Annotated in this window: 18 protein-coding genes and 1 tRNA gene; 9 read left to right on the forward strand and 10 right to left on the reverse strand. The window is 69.7% G+C overall.

Annotated elements, in window-relative coordinates:
* Positions 1–150 precede the first annotated feature (150 nt).
* From LKO27_RS13145 to LKO27_RS13175, 7 genes are all read left to right on the forward strand, one after another.
* A complete protein-coding gene (locus LKO27_RS13145) occupies positions 151–1,341 on the forward strand; it encodes an MFS transporter (RefSeq protein WP_227737967.1) in 1,191 nt (396 codons plus the stop codon).
* 132 nt (positions 1,342–1,473) lie between these two features.
* Entirely contained in the window at positions 1,474–2,364 is an 891-nt protein-coding gene (gene folP, locus LKO27_RS13150; RefSeq protein ID WP_227737968.1) for a dihydropteroate synthase, read from the forward strand.
* A gap of 228 nt (positions 2,365–2,592) precedes the next feature.
* Positions 2,593–3,015 carry a YciI family protein gene (locus LKO27_RS13155; protein ID WP_227737969.1) on the forward strand — a complete coding sequence of 141 codons (423 nt, stop codon included), beginning with the start codon at positions 2,593–2,595 and terminating at the stop codon, positions 3,013–3,015.
* 52 nt (positions 3,016–3,067) lie between these two features.
* On the forward strand, positions 3,068–4,399 hold the full coding sequence (locus LKO27_RS13160) for an RNA polymerase sigma factor (RefSeq protein WP_227737970.1): 1,332 nt from the start codon (positions 3,068–3,070) through the stop codon (positions 4,397–4,399).
* A gap of 10 nt (positions 4,400–4,409) precedes the next feature.
* Entirely contained in the window at positions 4,410–5,687 is a 1,278-nt protein-coding gene (locus tag LKO27_RS13165; RefSeq protein WP_227737971.1) for a thymidine phosphorylase, read from the forward strand.
* 271 nt (positions 5,688–5,958) lie between these two features.
* Positions 5,959–6,594 (forward strand): hypothetical protein, encoded by a 636-nt coding sequence (locus LKO27_RS13170; RefSeq protein ID WP_227737972.1) that lies wholly within the window; start codon positions 5,959–5,961, stop codon positions 6,592–6,594.
* An 83-nt stretch (positions 6,595–6,677) separates the two neighbouring features.
* Positions 6,678–8,009, forward strand: coding sequence for an AI-2E family transporter (locus LKO27_RS13175; protein ID WP_227737973.1), 1,332 nt, complete (start codon positions 6,678–6,680; stop codon positions 8,007–8,009).
* Positions 8,010–8,069: 60 nt separating this feature from the next.
* On the opposite strand, the gene LKO27_RS13180 is transcribed toward LKO27_RS13175, so the two are convergent.
* The 4 genes from LKO27_RS13180 to LKO27_RS13195 all read right to left on the reverse strand — a co-directional run bounded on the left by LKO27_RS13180 (position 8,070) and on the right by LKO27_RS13195 (position 11,150).
* Entirely contained in the window at positions 8,070–8,357 is a 288-nt protein-coding gene (locus LKO27_RS13180; RefSeq protein WP_227738051.1) for a response regulator transcription factor, read from the reverse strand.
* Between the two features lie 221 nt (positions 8,358–8,578).
* Positions 8,579–9,700: a hypothetical protein gene (locus LKO27_RS13185; protein WP_227737974.1), complete on the reverse strand. Its 1,122-nt coding sequence runs from the start codon at positions 9,698–9,700 to the stop codon at positions 8,579–8,581.
* Between the two features lie 71 nt (positions 9,701–9,771).
* Entirely contained in the window at positions 9,772–10,860 is a 1,089-nt protein-coding gene (locus LKO27_RS13190; RefSeq protein ID WP_227737975.1) for an NAD(P)/FAD-dependent oxidoreductase, read from the reverse strand.
* A gap of 216 nt (positions 10,861–11,076) precedes the next feature.
* Positions 11,077–11,150, reverse strand: a tRNA-Pro gene (locus LKO27_RS13195).
* 70 nt (positions 11,151–11,220) lie between these two features.
* Between LKO27_RS13195 and LKO27_RS13200 the strand changes: the two genes are divergently transcribed.
* Positions 11,221–12,543 (forward strand): MFS transporter, encoded by a 1,323-nt coding sequence (locus LKO27_RS13200; RefSeq protein WP_227737976.1) that lies wholly within the window; start codon positions 11,221–11,223, stop codon positions 12,541–12,543.
* Positions 12,544–12,548: 5 nt separating this feature from the next.
* Here LKO27_RS13200 and LKO27_RS13205 read toward each other — a convergent pair whose 3' ends face one another.
* Positions 12,549–12,998: a pyrimidine dimer DNA glycosylase/endonuclease V gene (locus LKO27_RS13205; protein WP_227737977.1), complete on the reverse strand. Its 450-nt coding sequence runs from the start codon at positions 12,996–12,998 to the stop codon at positions 12,549–12,551.
* Between the two features lie 125 nt (positions 12,999–13,123).
* Between LKO27_RS13205 and LKO27_RS13210 the strand changes: the two genes are divergently transcribed.
* The gene (locus LKO27_RS13210; protein WP_227737978.1) at positions 13,124–15,748 is read left to right on the forward strand and encodes a glycoside hydrolase family 5 protein; all 2,625 of its coding nucleotides are present in this window, start codon (positions 13,124–13,126) and stop codon (positions 15,746–15,748) included.
* A gap of 82 nt (positions 15,749–15,830) precedes the next feature.
* Here the strand turns inward: LKO27_RS13210 and LKO27_RS13215 are convergent, their stop codons facing one another.
* The 5 genes from LKO27_RS13215 to LKO27_RS13235 all read right to left on the reverse strand — a co-directional run bounded on the left by LKO27_RS13215 (position 15,831) and on the right by LKO27_RS13235 (position 21,353).
* Complete coding sequence (locus LKO27_RS13215; protein ID WP_227737979.1) at positions 15,831–16,955, reverse strand: SGNH/GDSL hydrolase family protein; 1,125 nt, start codon at positions 16,953–16,955, stop codon at positions 15,831–15,833.
* A 10-nt stretch (positions 16,956–16,965) separates the two neighbouring features.
* Positions 16,966–17,859: a carbohydrate ABC transporter permease gene (locus tag LKO27_RS13220; RefSeq protein WP_227737980.1), complete on the reverse strand. Its 894-nt coding sequence runs from the start codon at positions 17,857–17,859 to the stop codon at positions 16,966–16,968.
* Entirely contained in the window at positions 17,856–18,806 is a 951-nt protein-coding gene (locus LKO27_RS13225) for a carbohydrate ABC transporter permease (RefSeq protein ID WP_227737981.1), read from the reverse strand. The genes LKO27_RS13220 and LKO27_RS13225 overlap by 4 nt, the downstream gene beginning before the upstream one ends.
* Positions 18,803–20,128: an ABC transporter substrate-binding protein gene (locus LKO27_RS13230; protein ID WP_227737982.1), complete on the reverse strand. Its 1,326-nt coding sequence runs from the start codon at positions 20,126–20,128 to the stop codon at positions 18,803–18,805. Before LKO27_RS13230 ends, LKO27_RS13225 begins: the two co-directional genes overlap by 4 nt.
* A 136-nt stretch (positions 20,129–20,264) precedes the next feature.
* Complete coding sequence (locus tag LKO27_RS13235; RefSeq protein WP_227737983.1) at positions 20,265–21,353, reverse strand: LacI family DNA-binding transcriptional regulator; 1,089 nt, start codon at positions 21,351–21,353, stop codon at positions 20,265–20,267.
* Positions 21,354–21,394 lie beyond the last annotated feature (41 nt).

Consider the following 21,394-nt stretch of genomic DNA (forward strand, 5'->3'; position numbering starts at 1 on the left):
CGTCCGAGCGCCGAGCCCTCCGTCGTCGCGGACCAGGCACCGGCGTCGACGCCGGAACTGGACCAGGCACCGGCGTCCACGCCGGAACTGGGTTCCGCCGGGGGTCCGGCTCCCGGACCGCATCCGGTCTCCCTCTAGCAGCAGCGGATCATGCCGCCCGCGCCTTCGCACCAAGCCCGCCGCGCCCGCTGGGGCGTCGTCCTGCTCTTCTGGCTGAACGGCGCCACCTTCGCATCCCTCCTGCCCCGTTACCCCGAGATCAAGCGCGCCCTGGAACTGTCCGACACGTTCTGGGGGCTCTCGGTCGGGATCGGGCCGCTGGGCGGGCTCGTCGCGGGCCTTGCGACGGCGGCGCTGATGCGGCGGTTCAACTCGGCCAACGTCGCGGTCGTCTCCCAACTGGGCGCCATCATCATGATCAACGTCATCGGCAACGCACCGGCCGCGTGGGTGTTCGCCGGGGGCCTGTTCCTGATGCAGGCCTTCGACGCACTCACCGACATCTCCATGAACGCCCACGGACTGCGGGTCCAGCGCGAGTACGGGCGCTCCATCCTCAACTCGTTCCACGCCTGGTGGTCCATCGGCGCGGTGTCCGGCGGTTTCCTCGGCTCCATCGCTGCCCAGGCCGGCGTCCAGATCTGGCTCCAGTGCCTGGCGCTGGCGCTGATCTTCGTGGTGCTGGACCTGTGGTGCCGCACCCTGCTCCTGCCCGGACCCGACCGCGAAATCACCACCGTCCACGCCGACGGCGCCGCCCCCACCCGCAGGATCCCCGGCCGGATCCTGCTGCGCCTCGCAGCGCTCGGCATCATGGCCGCCGCCGCCGGGCTGATCGAGGACGTCGGCGCCACCTGGGGTGCTGTCTACATGGATCGCGCCTTCACCGTCGTCCCCTTCGTCGCCGGCATGGCGTTCGTCGCGCTCCAGGGAACCCAGATGATCGGGCGCTTCACCGGCGACGCCCTGGTGGACCGCTTCGGGCCCCGGGGTGCGCTGCTGCAGGGATCGGTTATCGCCGCCGTCGGGATGGGGCTTGCCCTGACCTTCCCCACCCCGGTGGGGACCATCGCCGGGTTCGCCTGCGCGGGTTGGGGCGTGGCGACGGTGATCCCGTCGGCGATGCATGCCGCCGACGAACTCCCCGGCATGGCACCCGGTACCGGGTTGACGATCGTCACCTGGCTGCTGCGCGTCGGTTTCCTGGTTGGGCCGCCCGTCATCGGTGCCATCGGCGACGCCACCTCGCTGCGGCTCGCGCTGTACGCGGCCCCCGTCTGCGCGCTGATCATGCTCGTCCTGAGCCCCTCACTCAAACGGATGCACCACCCCCATCGGTGAGCGCCTGACCTTCGCGCTCCGGTGGGTTCGCCACCGTTCGGTGCGTTCGCCACTGCTGTGGGGGTGGCGAGTTACGGCACCGGCAGCAGACGCGAGGCCCGCAGCCTTGGGGCAACTGGTTGAATGGCCCGTGTGACCACATTCCCCACGATCACGGCCGCGCAACGGCGCATCGGCCGTCGTGACTTCGACTTCGACCGCAGGGTCGCCGTCATGGCCATCGTCAACCGGACGAAGGACTCCTTCTACGACGCGGGGCGCACCTTCGAACTGCAGCCCGCCGTCGACGCCGCCCTCGCCGCGGCGGAAGCCGGCGCCGACATCGTCGACATTGGCGGCGTCCCGTTCAGCCCGGACGCCCGCGAGGTGTCCGAGGCCGAGGAGATCGAGCTGATCGGCCCCTTCATCGAGGAGGTGACCCGGACCAGCGACGTCGCCATCTCCGTGGACACCTTCCGCTCCGGGGTCGCGCGCGCCGCCATCGCAGCGGGGGCTGCCATCATCAACGACACCTCCGGCCTGTTCGACCCCGAGATGGCGCCCCTGGCCGCCGCGACCGGCGCCACGCTGATCCTCACGCACTCCAAGGCCGAGCCCCGAAAGCATCTGCGCCGCCCGCAGTACACCGACGTCGTGGGCGAGATCATCTCCTTCCTGATCGACCGCGTCGACCGAGCCGCCGACGCCGGCGTGCGGATGGACCAGCTGATCGTCGACCCCGGCCCCGACCTCAACAAGAACACCCTCCACACCCTCGAGATCTGCCGCCGCTTCGACGAGTTCACCCGGCTCGGGGCACCCACCCTGGCTGCCCTCTCGAACAAGGACTTCATCGGCGAGACCCTCGACAGGTCCAAGCAGGACCGGCTTGCGGGCACCCTGGCAACGACGGTGTGGTGCATCGAGCGCGGCGCCCGGCTCGTCCGCGCCCACGACGTCGCCCGCACCGTCGAGGCCGTACGCATGGCGGAGGCCCTGCTCGGCCTCCGCGAGCCCGCCTACCTGCGCCACAACGTCGACTGAGCCTTGGCCCTCCCCGGCGTGAGGGAGACCGAGGCGCCACCTGTATCCAGATACAAGCCTTGGTGCTCGTTACCCGCCGTACACGGCTTGTATCGAGCATCAAGACCCGTGACGAGCCGATCCGCGCTGCAGCAGAATTTCTTCCGAACCGATGTCGATCCACGCCCTTCCCGTTCGACGTCTTGAATGAGAGGGTCGATACGCGACCCCCACACCAAGGAGTTGAAAATGTCGAAGTTCATGTTGATCATGCGGGCCACCGACGAAGCAGTCGAGGCCTACAAGGACATCCCGTTCGAGCAGGTCATCGAACGGATGGGCCGCTACAACGAGGCGCTCATGAAGGCCGGCGTGATGATCGGCGGTGATGGCCTGGCTGAGGAGCCCGGCCTGGTGGTGGACTTCTCCACCGAGACCCCGCTGGTGACCGACGGCCCCTACGGCGAGACCAAGGAACTGTTCTCCGGGTTCTGGATGCTCGAGGTGCCGACCATCGAGGAAGCCGCCGAGTGGGCCAAGCGCTGCCCGCTGGGTCCCGGCAGCAAGCTGGAGGTGCGACGCGTCACCGACGAGTCCGACTTCCCCGCCGACAACGAGTGGATCGAGAAGGAGAAGGGTTGGCGCGAGGAAGAGGCGCTCCGCGCCCAGTGACGACGGCGAACGCGCGGCCCGCGACGGCTGACGCCCGGCCGGGCCGCGGCCGATGACCGGCGACGACGACACACGCCGGGCGGAGGAATCCGCCCGGCGTGCCGTCGCCGCGGTCTGGCGGATCGAGGCCGCGAAGATCGTCGCGACCCTGACCCGCATCGTCGGCGACTTCTCCCTTGCCGAGGACCTCGCCCAGGATGCGCTCAGCGAGGCGCTGGCGTCCTGGCCGCAGCAGGGCGTGCCCCGCAACCCGGCGGCGTGGCTCACCGCCGTCGCCAAACGCCGCGCCATCGACCAGTGGCGCCGCGACGTCCGGCACCGCGACCACCTGGCAGAGCTCGCCTTCGGCATCGACCAGCGCCCACCCGATGCGCTGCCCTGGGACCCCGACGCCATCGACGACGACGTCGTGCGCCTGATCTTCATCGCCTGCCACCCCGTGCTGAGCGGGCAGGCGCAGGTCGCGCTGACCCTGCGGGTGGTCGCGGGCCTGACCACCGACGAGATCGCGGCAGCCTTCCTCACCTCGACGGCGACCGTCCAGCAACGCATCGTGCGCGCGAAGAAGACCCTGGCCGACGCCGCCGTCGGGTTCGAGGTGCCGCCGCGCGAGGAACTGCCGGCGCGGATGAGGGGCGTCCTCGGGGTGCTCTACCTGCTGTTCACCGAGGGGCACTCCGCCAGCCACGGGGAGGGCTGGATGCGCCCGGACCTCGCCGCGGAAGCCATCCGGCTGGCACGGATCCTGGTGGCACTGCTGCCCGGCAGCGCAGAGGCGCACGGACTGCTGGCCCTGATGGAACTGACTGCCGCCAGGTTCCCGGCCCGGCTCGACGAGCACGGGGATCCGATCCTGCTGGAGGACCAGGACCGGCGCCGCTGGGACCACGAAGCCATCCGACGCGGCCGCGCAGCCCTCGCGCGGGCGCAGGAGGTGGGCGAGGGTCTGGGGGCCTATGGACTGCAGGCCGCGATCGCCGAGTGCCACGCCGTCGCCGCCACCGTCGAGTCCACCGACTGGCGGCGCATCTCGGTGCTCTACCGGGCGCTGTCCGACCTCACCGGCTCCCCGGTCGTGGAGCTCAACCGCGCGGTGGCCGTCGCCTACAGCGACGGGCCGCAGGCAGGGCTCGACCTCCTGGACGCGTTGCGGGCGCGCGACGAACTGGCCGGTCACCACCTGCCACACGCGGTGCGCGGAGAACTGCTGCGCAGGCTCGGACGGATCGACGAGGCGCGCACCGAGCTCGAAGCCGCGGTCGCGGCGGTCCGCAACGACAGCGAGCGCCGGGTGCTGCAGCGAAAGCTCGACGATCTTCGCGTGCACGAATCCGGCGGGGCCCGGAGGGACGCCGGGGGAGCGGCGAGGCCAACCGGCCAATAGGATCCGGAGTATGAACATGGACGTCATCGATGTGATCCACACCAAGCGCGACGGCGGTGTCCTCACCGGGGAACAGATCGACTGGGTGATCGACGCCTACACCCGCGGCATCGTCGCCGAGGAGCAGATGGCGGCCCTGGCGATGGCCATCTACCTCAACGGGATGACCCGCGAGGAGGTGGCCCGCTGGACGATGGCGATGGTCAACTCCGGTGAGCGCCTCGACTTCTCCTCGCTCGGCCGCCCCGTCGTCCACAAGCACTCCTCGGGTGGCGTCGGCGACAAGATCTCCCTCCCGCTGGCCCCCGCGCTCGGCGTCTACGGTGTGGTGGTGCCCAAGCTGTCCGGGCGCGGACTGGGGCACACCGGCGGGACGCTCGACAAGCTGGAGTCGATCCCGGGCTGGCGCGGCAACCTCACCAACGACGAACTGCTCGCCCAGCTCGACGACATCGGCGTCGCGATCGCCGCGGCCGGGTCCGGACTCGCCCCTGCGGACAAGAAGCTCTACGCGCTGCGCGACACCACAGGCACCGTCGCCGCGATCCCGCTGATCGCGAGCTCCATCATGAGCAAGAAGATCGCAGAGGGCCCGGGTGCGCTGCTGCTCGACGTCAAGGTCGGCAACGGGGCGTTCATGACTTCGGTGGACCAGGCGAGTGACCTCGCGCGCGTGATGGTGGACCTCGGGACCGACGCCGGCATCAGCACCGTCGCGCTGCTGACGAACATGGACACGCCGCTCGGACTCACCGCCGGCAACGCGTTGGAGGTGCGGGAGGCCGTCGAGGTCCTGGCCGGCGGTGGACCTGCCGACGTCGTGGAACTGACCGTCACGATCGCGCGGGAGCTGCTCGGTGCCGTCGGAAAGCTGGACGAGGACCCGGCGGAGGCGCTCCGGGACGGTCGCGCGATGGACCTGTGGAACAAGATGATCCGCGCCCAGGGCGGCGACCCGACGGCGGAACTCCCGGTGGCCGCGCACACGAGCGTCATCGAGGCGGCCGAGGACGGCTGGATCTCACGGCTGGACGCGCTCCCCGTGGGGGTCGCGGCCTGGCGGCTGGGCGCTGGGCGGGCGCGCAAGGAGGACTCGATCCAGCCGGGGGCGGGGGTCGAGCTGCACGCCAAGCCCGGGGATCGCGTCACGAAAGGGCAGCCCCTTTTCACGCTGCACACCGACACGCCCGAGCGTTTCGAGCACGCGGCGGAGGCGTTGGACGGGGCCGTGGCATACGCCTCGGCCGAGCCCACGCCGTCGCCGCTGGTGCTGGGCCGGATCTCCTGACCCAGGCCTGGTCCACCGATGGTCGAGTAGCGCCCGCGAGGAACGAGCGGCGCGTGTCGAGACCCGGGGGCGGGTGCTACTGGATCAGTGGAGCCCGTTGGTCGAGTAGCGCCCGCGCGGTAGCTGCTGCTCGGTCAGTGGAGCCCGTTGGTCGAGTAGCGCCCGCGAGGAACGAGCGGCGCGTGTCGAGACCGTGCGAACGAGCGGCGCGTGTCGAGACCGTGCCGAGCGGGTGCTACGGGTTTGGCCGATGGGATGGAAGACTCGACGCATGAGAATCAAGCGGACCCTCCCCGCCCTCGCGCTCGGACTTGCGCTGTTGACCGGCTGCGGCCAGACCACCAGCCCGGATGCGACGACCCCGCCATCGACTCCCAGTGCAGCCGAAACCACCGCCCCGACACCCGAGGAGACCACCGGCGAACCGGAGGCGACGGCCGCCGAGCCCTCCCAGGCCAGCCCGGCAGAATCGACCGAGCCGGCGCCAGAGCCGGCACCCACGCCGTCGGACCCGGATACCGCCACGAGCGCCGCCCAGCCTGGAGCGGGGGAGTGGGTGACCATGGAGGTGGAGGTCAAGGTGCCCGCGGAGGCGTCGAACCTGACCGAGGTTCCCCAGACGTTCCGTGACTACGCCGCACAGGTCGTCGGCACCGCGGACGCCAGCGGCTGCCAGAGCGAACTCACCATCACCGCCTACCACCCCAGCGGGTTCGTGACGGGCACCGACTTCGCGCCCGGCTGCGGTGCCTCCAACGTCATCTGGGGTGAGGTCGACGGCGAGTGGGGGATCGTGATGAGCATGCAGGCGCTGCTCGACTGCGCCGAGTTCGAGAACAACGACATCCCGAAGGGACACCCCGAACTGCAGTGCCTCGACACCTCGGGCGCGCAGGTGGACTGGTAGCCCGTGCTCGCCAATCCCGCCCGCCGGACCGGTTTCACGACGACACCGCACCGGATCCAGCCCCGACCTGAAGGAGCAACTGCATGACCACCCCAAACGAGACCCCGGTATCCAGCGGGGGGCCCGCGCAGGAAACCAGCCCCACCGGGCGGGATGTGCGTACCAATTGGAACCCGTGGGCCGACCCCTTGGGCCGGGCAGGTGCCCGAGCGGGGCAGACGCTGCTGATCGGTGCCGTCATCGCGGGCGCCGTCTGGCTCCTGCTGCGGGTCAGCGTCGTGGTGATCGCGATCCTGGTGGCCCTGATCCTGGCGGCAGCGGTCTCGCCGCTGGTGCGCTGGCTGGTGTCGAAGGGTTGGTCCCACTTGCTGGCGACACTGACCGCCTTCCTGGGGATCCTGCTCGTCCTGGGCGGAACCGTCACCGGAATCGTGTTCGCCATCCGCTCGGAATGGGACGAACTGGTCTTGTCGGCACAGGACGGTTGGGCCGCGCTGAAGGACTGGGTGGCCTCCGGGCCGCTGCCGATAGACACCGCTTTGGTGGAGGACGCCGTCGACCAGATCAGGGACCTGATCACCAGCGGCGGACTCACCAGTGGTCTGGCCAGCAACACACTCAGTGGCTTGTCGGCGGTCACCACCTTCCTGACCGGGCTCGTGCTGATGATCGTCGTGCTGTTCTTCCTGCTCAAGGACGGCGGGCTGATCGTCAACTTCTCGCTGCGCTGGTTCTCCGGTGAGACGCGGGCGAAGCTGGCCGAGTCCGTGGACCGCTCCCGCGAAGTGCTGGGCGGCTACGTCCGCGGCACGGCCATCATCGCGCTGGTCGACGCCGTGCTGATCGGGATCGGGCTGGCCATCGTCGGCGTCCCGCTGGCACTGCCGCTGGCCGTCATCGTGTTCGTCGGCGGGTTCATCCCCATCATCGGCGCCACCCTCGCCGGTGTCCTGGCTGTGCTGGTGGCGCTCGTGGCCAACGGCCCGGTGGCGGCGCTGATCGTCGTGGCCATCGTGATTGGTGTGCAGCAGGTGGAGGGCAACCTGCTGCAGCCCGTCGTGATGGGCCGCACCCTCAGCCTGCACGCGCTCATCGTCCTCCTGGCGCTGACCATAGGAACCATCGTCGGCGGCATCTTCGGTGCCGTGCTCGCGGTGCCGTACACGGCCGTCGCGTGGACCGTGCTGCAGGTGTGGAGCGACCGCTACCAGGCTGGCTACGACCCGGTCCTCGGCGACGACCCGCTAGGGACGAAGGAGCGGGCAGCTTCCCGCGCCACCATCGCCCAGCGCTGGAAGTACCAGCGGATGCGCCTGCAACGCCGCGGCGGGGAGAGCCTCGGCGCCAACGAGCACGACGAGAAGACAGGCATGGAGGAGCCCGGGCAGACGCCGCCCGGCGCCCCCGGGGCCTGACGCGACTTCCCCGGAGACCGGCACCGTCGAGTCGGCCGGCGTCGGGCGCCCGGCGGCGGGTCACACCAGGTGGTGCTCGAAGGCGTACGCCGCTGCTGCGGTCCTGGAGCTGACGTCGATCTTGGTGAAGATGTTGCTGAGGTGCCGCGACACGGTTTTCTCGCTCAGGAACAACTCCGCCGCGATCGCGGGGTTGCGCTTCCCGACGGCCACCAGGCGAAGCACCTCGACCTCGCGAGCGGTGAGACAGTCCGGTCTCCGCCGCAGTCCGAGTAGGCCCTCGGCTTCCGCGAGCAACGGGGCCGCCCCCAGTTCGGCGAGGACGACCGCAGCCGCCTCGATCTCCATGTGGGCTGAGTCCTTGTCCCCGGCGGCGAGGCACGCCCGCCCGAGCTGCAGCCGCGTGCGGGCTGCCTCGTGCCGGGCGTCCAGTTCGTACCAGTACCGCCAGGCTCTGCGGAGCTCGGGCAGGGCGCGGGCCGGGTCGCCGTCGGCAAGCACGATGCTGGCCCGCCCCGAGGCCGCCTGCGCCAGCAGCGCCGTGCAGTCGAACCTCGCAGCGATGTCGCTCAGCTCGGCGACGGCGTGGCGCGCAGCCTCGACGTCACCGGCCGCGAGCAGGACCTCAGCGCAAGCCGGCAGGATCTTGGAACGCCGTACCGAGTCGTCGGTCTCATCCAGCAGCCGGTGTACCGCAGCGAGCGCGTCGTCGGTGCGGCCCTGGGCCAACCGCAGCAGCGCGAAACCGGGCTGGGGCTCGCAACCGTAGCCGCTGGCCTCCTTGTAGGCTGCCTCTGCCACCTCGTACTCGCCCGCAGGCGGTGCACCTCGCCCCGCTCGTAGACCGCCAGCCCGGACGCGTACACCGCTCCGCCGACGGCGTACCTGTCGGTCGCGAGGCGCAGTTCGTCGATGGCCTCGGGAAAGGCCCCATGCAGACGCATCAGTTGGCCGCGGTGCAGGGCACATTGTCCCGTGTACGGCACCAGGTCCGGCTGCTCGTCGCACCAGCGGGTGAGCGCCTTCGTCCACTGCCGGGCGCGATCGAAATCGGATACTTCCTGGCACGCCTCGATCGTGCTGCAGTAGATCATGCCGGCCAGCACCGGTGAGACCTCACCGGCAGACACGCCGACCAGGGCCTCGTCCATGAGGGCGGCTCCCTCGGGGACCCGGCCCTGGGACAGCCACGCCCTCCCGCGTCCATGCATCCCGATGGCGACGAGGTCCGCGTCCTTGAACCGGCGGCCCAGTTGCTCCACCTCGGCCGCCCTCTCGGCCGCCAGCTCGGCCTGTCCGGTTGACAGTGCATGGACGCACTGGGGGAACAGCAGGTAGCCCCTCTCCGCGCTCTCGACCCGGAGCTCCTCCAGCAGCCTCCAACCGCGGCTCCACCACCCGCCCGCAACCGCCATGTCACCTGTGAACATGTGCGTCATGCCCAGCCAGAAGCAGCAGCGAATCGCGGGCTCGACCTCAGCGGCGTCGATGTGCTGCTGCAGGGCACGTTGCAGTACCCGGATGCAGGCGTCGGTGCGTCCCAGCAGGTGTGCCGCGGTGGCCCACATTGCCAGTGCGCTCGTGGGGAGAGGTTCCTCGGCGTCGGCGTCGGCCTCGGCGAGCCGGGCGTAGGTGGTCGCCCAGTCGCGCCGTTCGAATGCTTCGCGACCGCGGTTCAGTTCCTCGACCACGCCCACCTGCACATCACCCCAGGACCAAGGCTACGCTCCTGGCCCGGGGGTGACGCCGGTCGATTCTGTCGTCACGCGCGGACGCTGAGGGAGGCGCGCTCGGTGATTCGGCGCGCGACGTGCGCAGCGTCCTCGCCCACGCCGCCGAGCAGCATCGACCGGAAGGAGGACTGGAATGACAGCCCGCAGAAGAACAGGCCGGGTACCTCGGCCACCTCGCCCCGCTCCTCTCGTGGCCAGCCTTCCTCACCGACGACGTCGGGCTCGATCCAGTCGAATTGCTGCCGGAAGCCTGTCGCCCAGATGACTGTGGATACTTCCAGCACGCGGTCGTCCCCGAGGACCGGCCGGCCGTCGTGGACCCCGACGACGCGCTCGGTGGTCCGCTCCACACCCGCCGCGCGGAGGTCAGCCCGCTTGACCCGAAGGGCCGGCCCACCGTGCAACCGGATCTTCCTCAGTTCCTTGCGACCGATCGGCGTACCGCGATTCAGCACCCTGCCCCAGATGAACCAGATCAGGGGGAACAGCGCCCGCATGCGCCGGCTCTCCAGAGGTACGGGGATCTCCCCGCAGTCCCGGCCCGCCAGGACCACCTGGCGTTCGCGTGCCAGTTCCAGCGCGATGTCCTGTCCTGAATGCGATGCCCCGACCACCAGGACACGGCCCTCCGGGAGCTGGGCCGGTCGGCGGTACTGGCTGGAGTGCAACTGCGTCGTTGCGGGGTCCAGGCCGGCGGCGAAGTCGGGTACGTATGGCGTGCGCCCGAACGTCCCGGTGGCCACCACGACGTTGTCGGCGTCGAAGGTCCCCTCGTCCGTGTCCACCCGGAACCCTCCATCGTCGGCCGCGACGTGGAGCACCCGGGTGCCGAGGCGAACGGGAAGCCCGAGCTGGGTGGCGTAGGCCTCGAGGAAGTCCGCGGTCTCGTCCTTGGTCGGGAAGTGCCACGCGCTCGCGGGGAAGGGCATCCCGGGGAGGCCGTCGAACTTGGCCGGGCTGTAGAGCCGCAGGGAGTCCCACTGCTGCCGCCAGCCGTCCCCCACGCGCTGGTTGGCCTCCAGGACCAGGCACTCCCGTCCCTGGCGAAGCAGGTGGTGGGCGGTTGCCAATCCGGCCTGCCCGCCTCCCACGATGACTGTCTCCACAGATGTGTTCATGTCCAACACGGTAGGAACGCGCCGCACCCGCCCGCGTCGGGCGACCGCCCCATTTCGGGCTCGGACCGATGGGTGAAACCATGCAACCGCACACCCGGCGCTGACCGGCGAACTGCCAGCCCAAGGCGCGTCAGCTGGAACATCGACGACGAAACGAGCCGGGGGACCAGAACGGCCCTGACCTGCGAATGCGCAGATCAGGGCCGAATCACAACGTCGGGGTGACAGGATTTGAACCTGCGGCCTCGTCGTCCCGAACGACGCGCGCTACCAAGCTGCGCCACACCCCGATTTGGCCGTTGGGCCATCGGCCATGTTAGCCGATCCGCTCACCGCGCGCGAAATCGCTAAGGTCGTGGGATGGGCACGTCGGGCAGTCTCTATTCCGCACTGGTGAACCGGTCGCGCGAGGCTGAAGCGCAGCTCCCCGACGACGTCCGCCGCGACGTCCCACGCAACGGCCTGCTGCAGGTCTTCGCGAGCGCGTTGCAGTCCTCCGGGGACAAGGCCATGGCACCCTCGACGGTGCTGCCCTGGCTGTTGCACGCCATGGGCGCCCCGACGGCGCTGACCGGCCTGCTCGTCCCCATCCGTGAGTCGGGCTCCATGCTCCCGCAGGCCTTCCTCACGCCCCTCATCGTGCGGATCAGGTACCGCAAGTGGGTGGTGGTCGCGGGCCACGTCGTCCAGGCGCTCGCCGTGGCCGCGATGGCTCTGGCCGCCGCGGTCGCCGCCGGGGTCGCAGGCGGCGTGGCCATCGTCGTCGCGCTCGCGGTGTTCTCCCTGGGGCGGTGCCTGACCTCCATCGGCACCAAGGACGTCATGGGCCGCACGCTGCCCAAGGGGGAGCGCGGCCAGATCAACGGGCTCTCCACGACGGCATCGGGGGTGGTCGCAATCACCCTCGGCCTGGGCATCCGTGCGCTGGGCGGCGCGGAGCTCTCCGCGGGCCAGCTCGCCTGGCTCCTCGCAGGAGCGGCAGTGTTGTGGGCGGGCGCGGCTGCGGTCTACGCCGCGGTGCGAGAACCGGCCGACGAACCTGCCGGACGGGAAGCGGGCGCCAAGAGCCTGTCCGACGGCAACGGGCTTCGCCTGCTGCGCGAGGACCGGTTGTTCCGAAGCTTCGTGACCACCCGCAGCTTCCTGCTGGTCTCGGCGCTGAGCCCGCCCTTCGTCGTGACGCTGGCGGTCTCGTCGGGCAGCAGCAGCCTCGCGGGCCTGGGTGGCTTCGTCATCGCCTCGGGGATCGCCTCGATCATCGGTGGCCGCATCTTCGGCCGCGCCGCCGACCGTTCCAGCCGCAAGCTCATGGCCTACGGGGCCGCCGCGGCGTCGGTGGTGATCGTGGCCCTCGTCGTCGTCGTGTCCCTCCCGGGGTTCTCGGGCTCGACGCTGGTCGGCTCCCTGGCCCTGATCCTCGGCTACCTGCTGTTGACGATGCTCCACACCGGCGTGCGCGTCGGCCGCAAGACCTACATCGTCGACATGGCCGAGGGCGACAAGCGCACCGTCTACGTCGCCGTCTCCAACACCGCGATGGGCGTGATCCTGCTGGTCGTTGGTGGGATCAGCTCCCTGCTGGCGCTCGCGGGGGTGGTCTGGGCGCTGCTGTTCCTGGCCGTGCTCGGGATGTTCGGAGCGGTGTGGGGACTGCGGTTGCCGGAAGTCTCCCAGGGGCGCTAAGCGCCTCAGCCGGCCGCGGGTTCTCCGATTGCCTGCTGGCGCTCCCACGGTTCGACGTCGCCGTCGACCGGTTCGAACATGGGGTGGGGGAGGGGCGCGGTGAGTTGCGGCTCCCACTGCGGTGCGCGCGCCCGCACCTTTGTCCGCAGGTGTTCAAGTTCGAAGGCCAGCTGGCCCGTCGTCACGGTCAGCAGAAGCTCCGGGTCCGGTATGGCCAGCAGCCGGGTGAGGTCGAACCGGTAGCCCCGGACTGCGGCCTCGGCGGCGACGGCGGTGAGATAGGTGGCTGTAGCGACGAGCGGGTCCGGGGCGGAGCGGAACCTCTCAAGCTGCGGGTGGTTGCGGTAGCCCTTGGTCCTGCCGGCGAGCACCGCCTGAGCCAGGAGCCCCTCCCGCCAGCACGCCACGAGGGCGGCGCGGTCGAGCAGCGAGGGGTTGAGGCTCCAGAGTCTCATTCCGCAAGCATGCCGCATTGGGACCCGAACCCCGGAGCCGATGGCCATTGACTATGGACCGCTGCTTTCCTTAAGCTCGGCTAAAGCGCTTTAGCAACGACGCGGCGCATGACCCAGGAGGATCCATGGAAGAAGCAATCACCCGGCGGAGTCTGCTGATGGGGACCGGGGCGGTGGTGGCGACGTCGGTCGCGACGTCGCTGCTGGCCAACGGCGTGTTCCCGTCCGAGGCCGCCGCCGAACCGACGACCTGGACCGACGTCGTCGGCCACTTCGAGTCCCGGCACGAGCCCTGGGCGGTGCACCTCGGCAACGAGTACGGCGCCGCCGTCGCCGAGTTCACCCTCGACGAGTCCCGCGCGGCCCAGGGGCTGAAGTCGGGCCGGCTGAGGGGCGACTTCTCCGCGAGCGGACGCTACGTCGCCCTCCGCAAGACCCTCGGCCGGCTGGCCGTAACGCGGGTGACCTTCAAGGTGCGCACCGAGCACGTATCGCGGGTCCAGGTGCGCCTTGTGAGCGCCACCCAGGGTCAGCGCAACGCCCAGGTCAACGTCACCCCCGGGGCCTCCGGCTGGCAGGATGTCTCACTGACCCACTGGAACAACATTGCAGGCATGGCCGACGTCATCCGCCTCGAGCTCCAGGTGTGGAAGGACCACCTGACGCTGGGTGCCACCAGCGCCACGGCATGGTTCGACGACGTACGGGTGGAGCACACCGTCGACCCGCAGGTCCCGGCCTCACTGGAGACCACCGGCCTGCCGCTGGTCCTGACCGGCGAGCCGGACCTCGTCCCTCTCGTGGTCCGCGCACGGTACGCCGACGGCTCCGCCCTGGACGTCACCCAGCACTCCACCCTCACCTCAGGCGACGAGTCGGTGCTGCGCGTCAACGAGTTCGGCTACCTCACTCCGGTGGCGCCGGGCGCAACCGAGATCAGCATCGACCACCTCGGCGTGACCCACGTCTTCCCGATCGAGGTCCGGACTCCCCAGCAACTGGCGGGCCTGCGGGTGGTGGACGGCAAGCTGATGGACGGCGAGCGCCGTTTCGGCTTCACCGGCTTCAACTACGACCTCGTGATGCTCCGCTTCCCGCGCAATGCCGACTGGACGGCGCTGGACGCCGACGTCGCGCTCATGGCCCATTGGGGCCTTCGGGCGGTCCGTGTCCCGATCAACCTCGGGATGGTGCAGCCCGCCCGGGGAGTGTTCCCCGACGACGACGCGTGGCTCGGCGAGATCACCTCCCGCGGCATGAACCCGCAGTGGCTGGCCATGCTGGATCACTTCGTCGAGCAGGCGGGCAAGCACGGCATCCGGCTGATCCTGGACTGGCACCGCTTCCCCGTGGACCCCTACGACTACTGGAGCGGCGGTAACAACCACGACGCGGGCACGGGCAAGCCGGGGACCGCCTTCGCCTACCTGGCGCCGTCGAGCACGGAACGAGGAGCACTCGACCTCTCCAACCCCGAGCACCTCGCCGCCCTGCTGGACTCGCACAAGTGGCTCGCCGGCCACTACCGCGGCAACGGTGCCGTCATGGGCATCGAGATCCCGCACAACGAGCCGCACGACGCGTTCATGTCCATCCAGGCGAACTGGCGCCGCGTCACCGAGAAGGCGGCGCTGGCAGTGAAGGGCGCCGACCCCGACCGCCTGGTCTTCGCGATGGTGCCGGCCTACGGCCACGACGTCTCCACCGCCGTCGCGACCTGGCAACTGCCGAACCTGGTGGACGGAAACGCACCCCACCACTACCTGCCCAATGCCCCGATCGACCTGCGCCCGGACGCGCAGGAACGCCGTTCGCCCTGGCTGGCCCGGGACGTCGACGATGTGTTCAGCCACGCGATCTCGTCGCTGTTCGCGCCCTACTCGACGTCGCCGGTTCCGGTCTACAACGGCGAGGGCGGCAGCTACGGCTGGGAGTCGTTCCTGCCCGGGATGCCGCAGGCCGAGGCGGGCGAGCTGATGATCGAGGCCGGATTGGCGCAGTACTACGCCGCCGGGGCGGTGGGACAGCTGCACTGGGCGTTGTGGCACAACGCCAGCGACTTCGTGCCGTTCCGGGAGGTCTTCGACGAGCACTTCCGGAGATTCTCGCCCGTCTACGCAGCTGGTCCGGTGGACTGGTCCGGGGCGCAGGTGGCGCTCATCCAGAACCCCGCTGCGGTCCCGATCGCCAACGGCCACAACTTCTCCGTCGTTCCGTTCGTGCGGCTCGCGCTGGATCTGCACCTGCCCAGGTTCCATCTCCTGACCGACGACGAGGTGATCGACCGCCTCCTGACGATGGTCCCCACCGGGCTCGAGCAGGTGGACGGTCTGAGCGCGGAGTTCAGCTACAAGGCGGTGGTGGCGGACCGCCGTAACCTCGACGCTCGCGTCAGGTCCGTACTTGAGTCCGAGAGCTTCGACATCCCGATCCTGTGGACCGACGACCTGGAGGAGCTGGACGCGGACGCCCTGGCCGACTTCCTCGAGGGCGCCGGAGTGCTGGTGGACAAGCGCACGAGCGTGGACTACCAGTTCGCCGTCGGGCCGGAGCACCTGGTGGTCTACCGACGCGGGGAGAAGAACCCCGGGCGCGACAAGATCCACCCGCGCATCGAGCGGGAGGGCTCCTTCCGGCTCATCGCGGAGGACGGCTCAGAGGTGTTCTCGGGCACCACGGACTCACTTGTCCACAACGGCATCCGGCTGCCATTGGAGAAGTGGCACAGCGCCATTTTCCGGATCGCCTGAGTTCAGGTCCGGTCCCGGCCACGAGCGCACAGGGGCGGGCGGCATGTTGACCATGCCGCCCGTCCTTGGTTTCGCGGGTGTCTCAGAGGGGCCAGGGGTCGGGGAGCCCGCCAGCCGCGACGAGGGCCGCAGCCGCATGGCCCGTCGGGTTGGGGTGCAGGCCGTCCGCGGTCAGGCCGGGGGCCCAGCGATGGGGCGACGACGCCGTGCCCAGCGCAGCCGCGAGGTCCAGGATCCCGGCCAGCGGCCCGGGACGAGAGCGCAGCCACAGGTTGAGTTCTTCTCGCACCTCCCAGCCCGGGGTGGGGGACTGCCCCCCGACGGTGTGCCAGCCGTCGGCGGAGGTCGTGACCGGCGGTAGCGTGCAGGCCAGCACGGCCATTCCACGGTCGGCGAGCTCGCTCCAGTGGGCGGTGAGGATCTCCTGCATCTCGGACAGACCAGGCCCGCCCTGCTGGAGGTCGTTGGTGCCCAGGGCTGCCACGGCGAGCGTGGGCCGGGTCCACCGCAGCAACTCGTCTCGACGGCGGCGCGAGTCCGCGCCCAGCGTGCCCCGCGCGGTGGCTCCGCTGACGGCGAGGTTCACCGTCGGAAGCCTGAAGGCGCGCCGGACCCAGCCGAAGTGGCAGGCCTCACCCCTGCGGTCTCCGAAGCCGACGGCGTTGGAGTCTCCGGTCACCAGGAGCGTGGGGGAGGCATCGGTCGACGGCGCAGGGGCCAGGATCTGCCAGGGCCCGTAGCCGTGCGCTGTGCTGGCTCGGAACCGGCCGCCATCAGGGGTGCCGGAGCCGACGCCCTCGCCGTCCAGCGCGTCCGTCTGCGGGCCCAGCGGGATACGTCCTCCCGGGGGAGCCGACACCGTCGTGACGCTGAAGAACCGGGCTCCGCGACGAAGGTCGACGTCGAGGGGGTCGGAGATGCGCGCCTCGCCGGGAGCGAGGGTGATCGTCGGCGCCCCATCGAAGGTGACGACCGAATCCGCCTCGACGACCTCGGCTCCCACGGTGATGGGGTTGGGGCCCGCGCTGTCCCGGCCCAGGTCGTTGAACCAGTTGGCGAAAACGAACCGCAACCCGGATGCGTCCACGAGCAGCTCGTGTCGCATCCGGGTGGTGAGGGAGCGGGCGTCGGTCAGGTTGTCCGGGGGCCCGCTGCGGACGGGCAGGTGGACGTTGCCGGTAACCGGGCGCAGGCCGCCGTCGGTCATGGGTGGGTGCTCACCCCTTCAGACCGCCGGCGAAGCCCTGGATGACGTGGCGCTGCAGGAAGAAGTACACGATCAGCACCGGCAGGGCGGCGATCATCATGCCCGCGAAGATCAGGCCCCACTCGCTGGCGAATTCCCCCTGGAAGGAGAACACCGCCACGGGCAGCGTCCGGTTGTCCGTGCCGGCAAGGTAGAGCAGCGGCGTCAGGAAATCGTTCCAGGTGTTGATGGTGTTGATGATGATGACCGTTCCCGTGACTGGCCGCAGGAGTGGGAACACGACGTGGAAGAACGACTTCCACCAACCTGCGCCGTCGATCTTCGCTGCCTCCTCGTACGTGGGTGACTGGGTCTTGAGGAAACCCGTGTAGAGGAAGACCGTCATGGGCATCAGGCTGCCGACGTAGTAGATCATCAGCGAGGCGTGGGTCTGCAGCAGCCCGGCGTCGCGCATAAGCAGGTAGAGCGGGACCATTCCGAGCTGGCCGGGGATCATGAGCCCCAGCAGGAAGGTCATCAGCTTGATGGTGCTGGTGCGCCTGCTGCCGCGCACGATGGCGTAGGCGGCCATCGCTCCGATCAGGACCGCCACCGTGATGCTGATGGCCGTGATGAACAGGCTGTTCAGCATGGCGCGGCCGAGGTCGGCGCTCATCCAGGCGGTCTGGTAGTTGCCCACGAACAGCGACTGCGGGGGAGCGACGGTGGAGGCGGCGATCTCCGAGGTGGTCTTGAACGACATCGAGACCATGATGTAGAGCGGGAACAGGTAGGCGATCGTGATCGGGATCATCGCGACCTCGAGCAGCGGCCTGCCGTAGCCGTGACGGAGCCGACGGCGACGCCGCGGCGCTGCCGGTGCGGAGACCGCCCGCCCGGCCAACTCGGTGGTGGTGGCGCTCACGCGTCGACCTCCCCTCGTCTGGTGATGGACATCTGGATGAACACGATGAACGCGACGATCATCGTCAGCACGAGGGCGATCGCCGAGCCGTAGCCGTACTCGCCGTAGACGAAGGCCTCGCGGTACATGATCAGCGACAGAGTCTGGGTGGACACCCCGGGGCCGCCGCCGGTCATGACGAAGACCTGGTCGAACAGCTTCAGCGACGACGTCATGGTCAGGGCGGTGGCGATGGTGATGGCCTGCCCGAGCAGCGGCCAGGTGACGGAGAAGAACTGTCGCAGCGGACCGGCGCCGTCGAGGGCGGCCGCCTCATAGAGCTCGTAGGGGATGCCCTGCAGGCCGGCGAGGAAGATGACCATCGACATGCCGACGTGGTGCCACACGACGCTGGCGATGATGGACCACAGGGCGACGTCGGAGTTGCCGAGCCAGCTCTGGACCAGCTCGCCCAGACCGAGCGCGCCCATGGCGGTGTCGAGCGGGCCGCCGGGGGTGTAGATGTACTGCCACAGCAGGCCGACGATGACCGGCGGCATCATCATCGGGGCGAAGAACAGGGTGCGCAGCAGGTTGCGTGCCCGGATCGCCGAGTTCAGCGCGAGGGCGAGGAGCAGTCCGAGGCCGGACTGCACGATGGTCAGGACGACGGCGATCAGCAGCGTGTTGCGCAGTGAGGCGACGGCGGCCTGGTCCGCCAGCATGTCGCTGAAGTTCTCCAGGCCGATGAAGTTGGCCTCGGCGCCGCCGCGCCAGTCGGTGAAGGCGTAGACGCCGCCCGCCACCGACGGATACAGGACGACGAGGATGTAGAGGGCGAGGGCGGGCAGGAGGAACCATTGGGGGACCAGCCGGCGACGGGCCGCCCTGCGCCCCCCGGAGCGGCTCGCCCCCGAGGGGATCTGCGGGGTGGCCGCAGACCCCCTCGTGGCGAGTGCAGTGCTCACTGCATGGCCTCCTCGTAGGCCGCATCGAGTGCCGCCAGCAGGTCGTCGACGCTCTTGGAGCCCTCAACGGCCTGCTGCCCGACCTCCATGAGCGCGGTGGCGACCTGCCCACCAGGCCAGCCGTGGTTGGCGAACGGGGTGGTGCGGCCCTCGTCGAGGAAGGGCTGGACGGTCTGGTTCAGGGGGTTGTCGATCGGCTCGGCGTTGGCGAGCGCCGGGATGGCACCCACCTCTGCTGCCCACTGAGCCGTGCGCTCCGGTTCGGAGATGTAGTCCAGGAACGCCAGGGCGGCGTCGGGGTTCTCCGCGTCCGCGTTCACCACGAGGTAGTCAGGGGTGAAGGGGATGTGTGTCTGGCTGGCGTCGTCCGTCGCCGGGATGGCGAAGGAACCCATCGAGTCCTCACCGCCGGCCATGAACCCGGCCAGTACCGGCGAGGCGGCTGACGGCATCACGACGATCGCGGCCTCCCCGCTGCCGACCGCTTGCATGGCGGGGTCGCCCGGCATGCCCAGTGGCTCGGGCGTGGTGTAGCCGTCCTCGATCAGCCCCAGGAAGAGCTCGAACGTCTCACGCCAGCCCTGGGACTCGGAGAAGGAGGTCTCCCCGGCTTCGAGCTTCTCGTAGAAGTCCGGCTCGGCGCCGTTCACCAGAGTCGCTGACAGGGCGTACGGGAGGAACTGGATGACGTAGTTGTCCGCCAGTCCCAGAGAGATCGGCACCTTCCCCGCGGCCTTGAGCTCGTCGAGCACCTCGATGAACTCTGACCAAGTGGTGGGCGGTTCGACGCCGACCTCGGTGAAGACGTCCTTGTTGTAGAAGGCGAGAATCGCCTGGCCGTAGGTCGGGAAGGCGTAGGTCTTGCCATCGAGTTCCTGCAGACGGGAGAAGGACTCAGGCACGTTCTCTGCCCACGGCTGGTCGGAGAGGTCCATGAGAGCTCCTTCCTGGGCCAGGTTCAGCACCGACGACGGCGCCGCATAACCGGGCGCGGAGCGGAACAGGTCGGGCGCGGTGCCGGAGGTGATCTGGATTCGCAACTGCTCACCCAGTGCGCCGGCCTCGGCGTAGGTGCCCTTCACGGTGACGCCGGTCTCGGCCTCGAAGTCGTCGATGAACAGCTTGGGTCCGATGTCACTGGTGGTGGCCAGCGCGAGGGTCCCACCGAGTTCGGGTGTGGCGGGGGCCTCGCTGCTGGCTGAGTTGGATGGGGCAGGGCTGTCGGGTTCCTGCGCACCGGTCGTCGTGCAACCGGCGATCAGGGTGACGGCCAGGGCGGCACTGGCGAGTGCTGCGCCGGTGCGGCGGATGGATGCAAGCATCTCTGGTTCCTCGAATTCTCTCGGCATTGAGTAGGAAGCGGGTAGTTCATGAGACCTGGCCGGTGGAAGTAGCTAACAACTAAAGGGGTTTAGTTGTCAAGTGCTGAACTTCGACGGGTTCACGGCGGGCCCGTGCTCACTCGGCGGTTGGCGCCGACCGGTCAGCGGCTGGGGCGGTGTCGGACGTTCTCGCTGCCCCGGTGCTCTCGCGGGGGACAAGATGCGTCTGAGTCCCCGCGACGGCCTCGCGGGAGCCCGACGAGATGACCTCGATCAATTGCTTCGCGGCCAGCCGGCCATAGCGGGTGATGTCGCGGTGCAGGGCGGTCAGCGCGGGGGTGAGCAGGGTGGCGGCGGGGCCGTCGTCCCACGCCAGGACGGAAACGTCGCCCGGCACCGAGATCCCTGCCTGACGCAGTGCGCCCGTCAGGTGCACGGCGAACTCCAGGTCCTCGACGATCACCGCTGTCAGCGGATTGTGCCGCTGGGTGGAGAGTCGGCGGACGGCCTCGGCGGCAAACGGGTCGGCCCGCATTGTCTCGGCGTGCATCTCGACCCGCGCTTTCCTGGCCGCCTCCAGGAATGCGGCCTCTCGGATTGCGAAGTGCAGCAGGTGGGGGTCGCCTCCGATTCGCGCCACGTGTTCGTGTCCGAGGTCGGCGAGGTGCTGCACCGCCAGCGCTGCGGCGGCTTCGTCGTCGGTCCAGACGCAGCTCAGGTCGGACCTCCCCCTGGTGTCGCCGACCACGACGGCCGGCAGGCCGATCCGGTCCAGTTCGTCCAGGCGAGGGTCGGCCACCTGTGGATTGATGACCAGCACGCCGTCCACCCGGCGCTCCCCGAGCCAGCGCTCGTACAGCGCTGCCTCGTCGGCGAGGTTCTCAACGGTATGGAGGATGAGGAGGACGCCGTGCTCGGCGATCTCGGACTGGACGCCGGCGAGGAAGTGTCCGCCGAAGCTGGCCGACCAGAGTGGCTGGTGCGGCTCTCGGATCGTCACCACCCCGATCACCCCCGCCCGGGACCTGCTGAGCGCCTGCGCGGCGTAGTTGGGGCGCCAGTTGGCCTGGCGGACAACTTCCAGGATGCGCTCGCGGGTTTCCGGGGATACCCCGGGGCGGCCATTGAGCGCGAATGAGACCGCGGAAGGTGAGACGTTTGCGAGCTCGGCTATCTGAGCGATTGTGAGGCGACGTGGCTTGTCGGCGCTCGCTGGTCTCGGCATGTGCTGAGACTACCTTTTCCGCACCACAGCCCGTAGCGGAT

This window comes from Tessaracoccus sp. OS52 (assembly GCF_020687685.1).
In the GTDB taxonomy this organism is placed as follows: domain Bacteria; phylum Actinomycetota; class Actinomycetes; order Propionibacteriales; family Propionibacteriaceae; genus Arachnia.

What these genes read in the sequence shown, in the direction of transcription:
- LKO27_RS13200 (WP_227737976.1), top strand. Translation starts at nt 11,221, where the DNA reads ATGGGCACGTCGGGCAGTCTCTATTCCGCACTGGTGAACCGGTCGCGC.
- LKO27_RS13160 (WP_227737970.1), top strand. Translation starts at nt 3,068, where the DNA reads ATGACCGGCGACGACGACACACGCCGGGCGGAGGAATCCGCCCGGCGT.
- LKO27_RS13165 (WP_227737971.1), top strand. Translation starts at nt 4,410, where the DNA reads ATGAACATGGACGTCATCGATGTGATCCACACCAAGCGCGACGGCGGT.
- LKO27_RS13215 (WP_227737979.1), bottom strand. Translation starts at nt 16,955, where the DNA reads ATGACCGACGGCGGCCTGCGCCCGGTTACCGGCAACGTCCACCTGCCC.
- LKO27_RS13180 (WP_227738051.1), bottom strand. Translation starts at nt 8,357, where the DNA reads ATGGAGATCGAGGCGGCTGCGGTCGTCCTCGCCGAACTGGGGGCGGCC.
- LKO27_RS13235 (WP_227737983.1), bottom strand. Translation starts at nt 21,353, where the DNA reads ATGCCGAGACCAGCGAGCGCCGACAAGCCACGTCGCCTCACAATCGCT.
- LKO27_RS13230 (WP_227737982.1), bottom strand. Translation starts at nt 20,128, where the DNA reads ATGCTTGCATCCATCCGCCGCACCGGCGCAGCACTCGCCAGTGCCGCC.
- LKO27_RS13155 (WP_227737969.1), top strand. Translation starts at nt 2,593, where the DNA reads ATGTCGAAGTTCATGTTGATCATGCGGGCCACCGACGAAGCAGTCGAG.
- LKO27_RS13170 (WP_227737972.1), top strand. Translation starts at nt 5,959, where the DNA reads ATGAGAATCAAGCGGACCCTCCCCGCCCTCGCGCTCGGACTTGCGCTG.
- LKO27_RS13210 (WP_227737978.1), top strand. Translation starts at nt 13,124, where the DNA reads ATGGAAGAAGCAATCACCCGGCGGAGTCTGCTGATGGGGACCGGGGCG.
- LKO27_RS13205 (WP_227737977.1), bottom strand. Translation starts at nt 12,998, where the DNA reads ATGAGACTCTGGAGCCTCAACCCCTCGCTGCTCGACCGCGCCGCCCTC.
- LKO27_RS13190 (WP_227737975.1), bottom strand. Translation starts at nt 10,860, where the DNA reads ATGAACACATCTGTGGAGACAGTCATCGTGGGAGGCGGGCAGGCCGGA.
- LKO27_RS13175 (WP_227737973.1), top strand. Translation starts at nt 6,678, where the DNA reads ATGACCACCCCAAACGAGACCCCGGTATCCAGCGGGGGGCCCGCGCAG.
- LKO27_RS13145 (WP_227737967.1), top strand. Translation starts at nt 151, where the DNA reads ATGCCGCCCGCGCCTTCGCACCAAGCCCGCCGCGCCCGCTGGGGCGTC.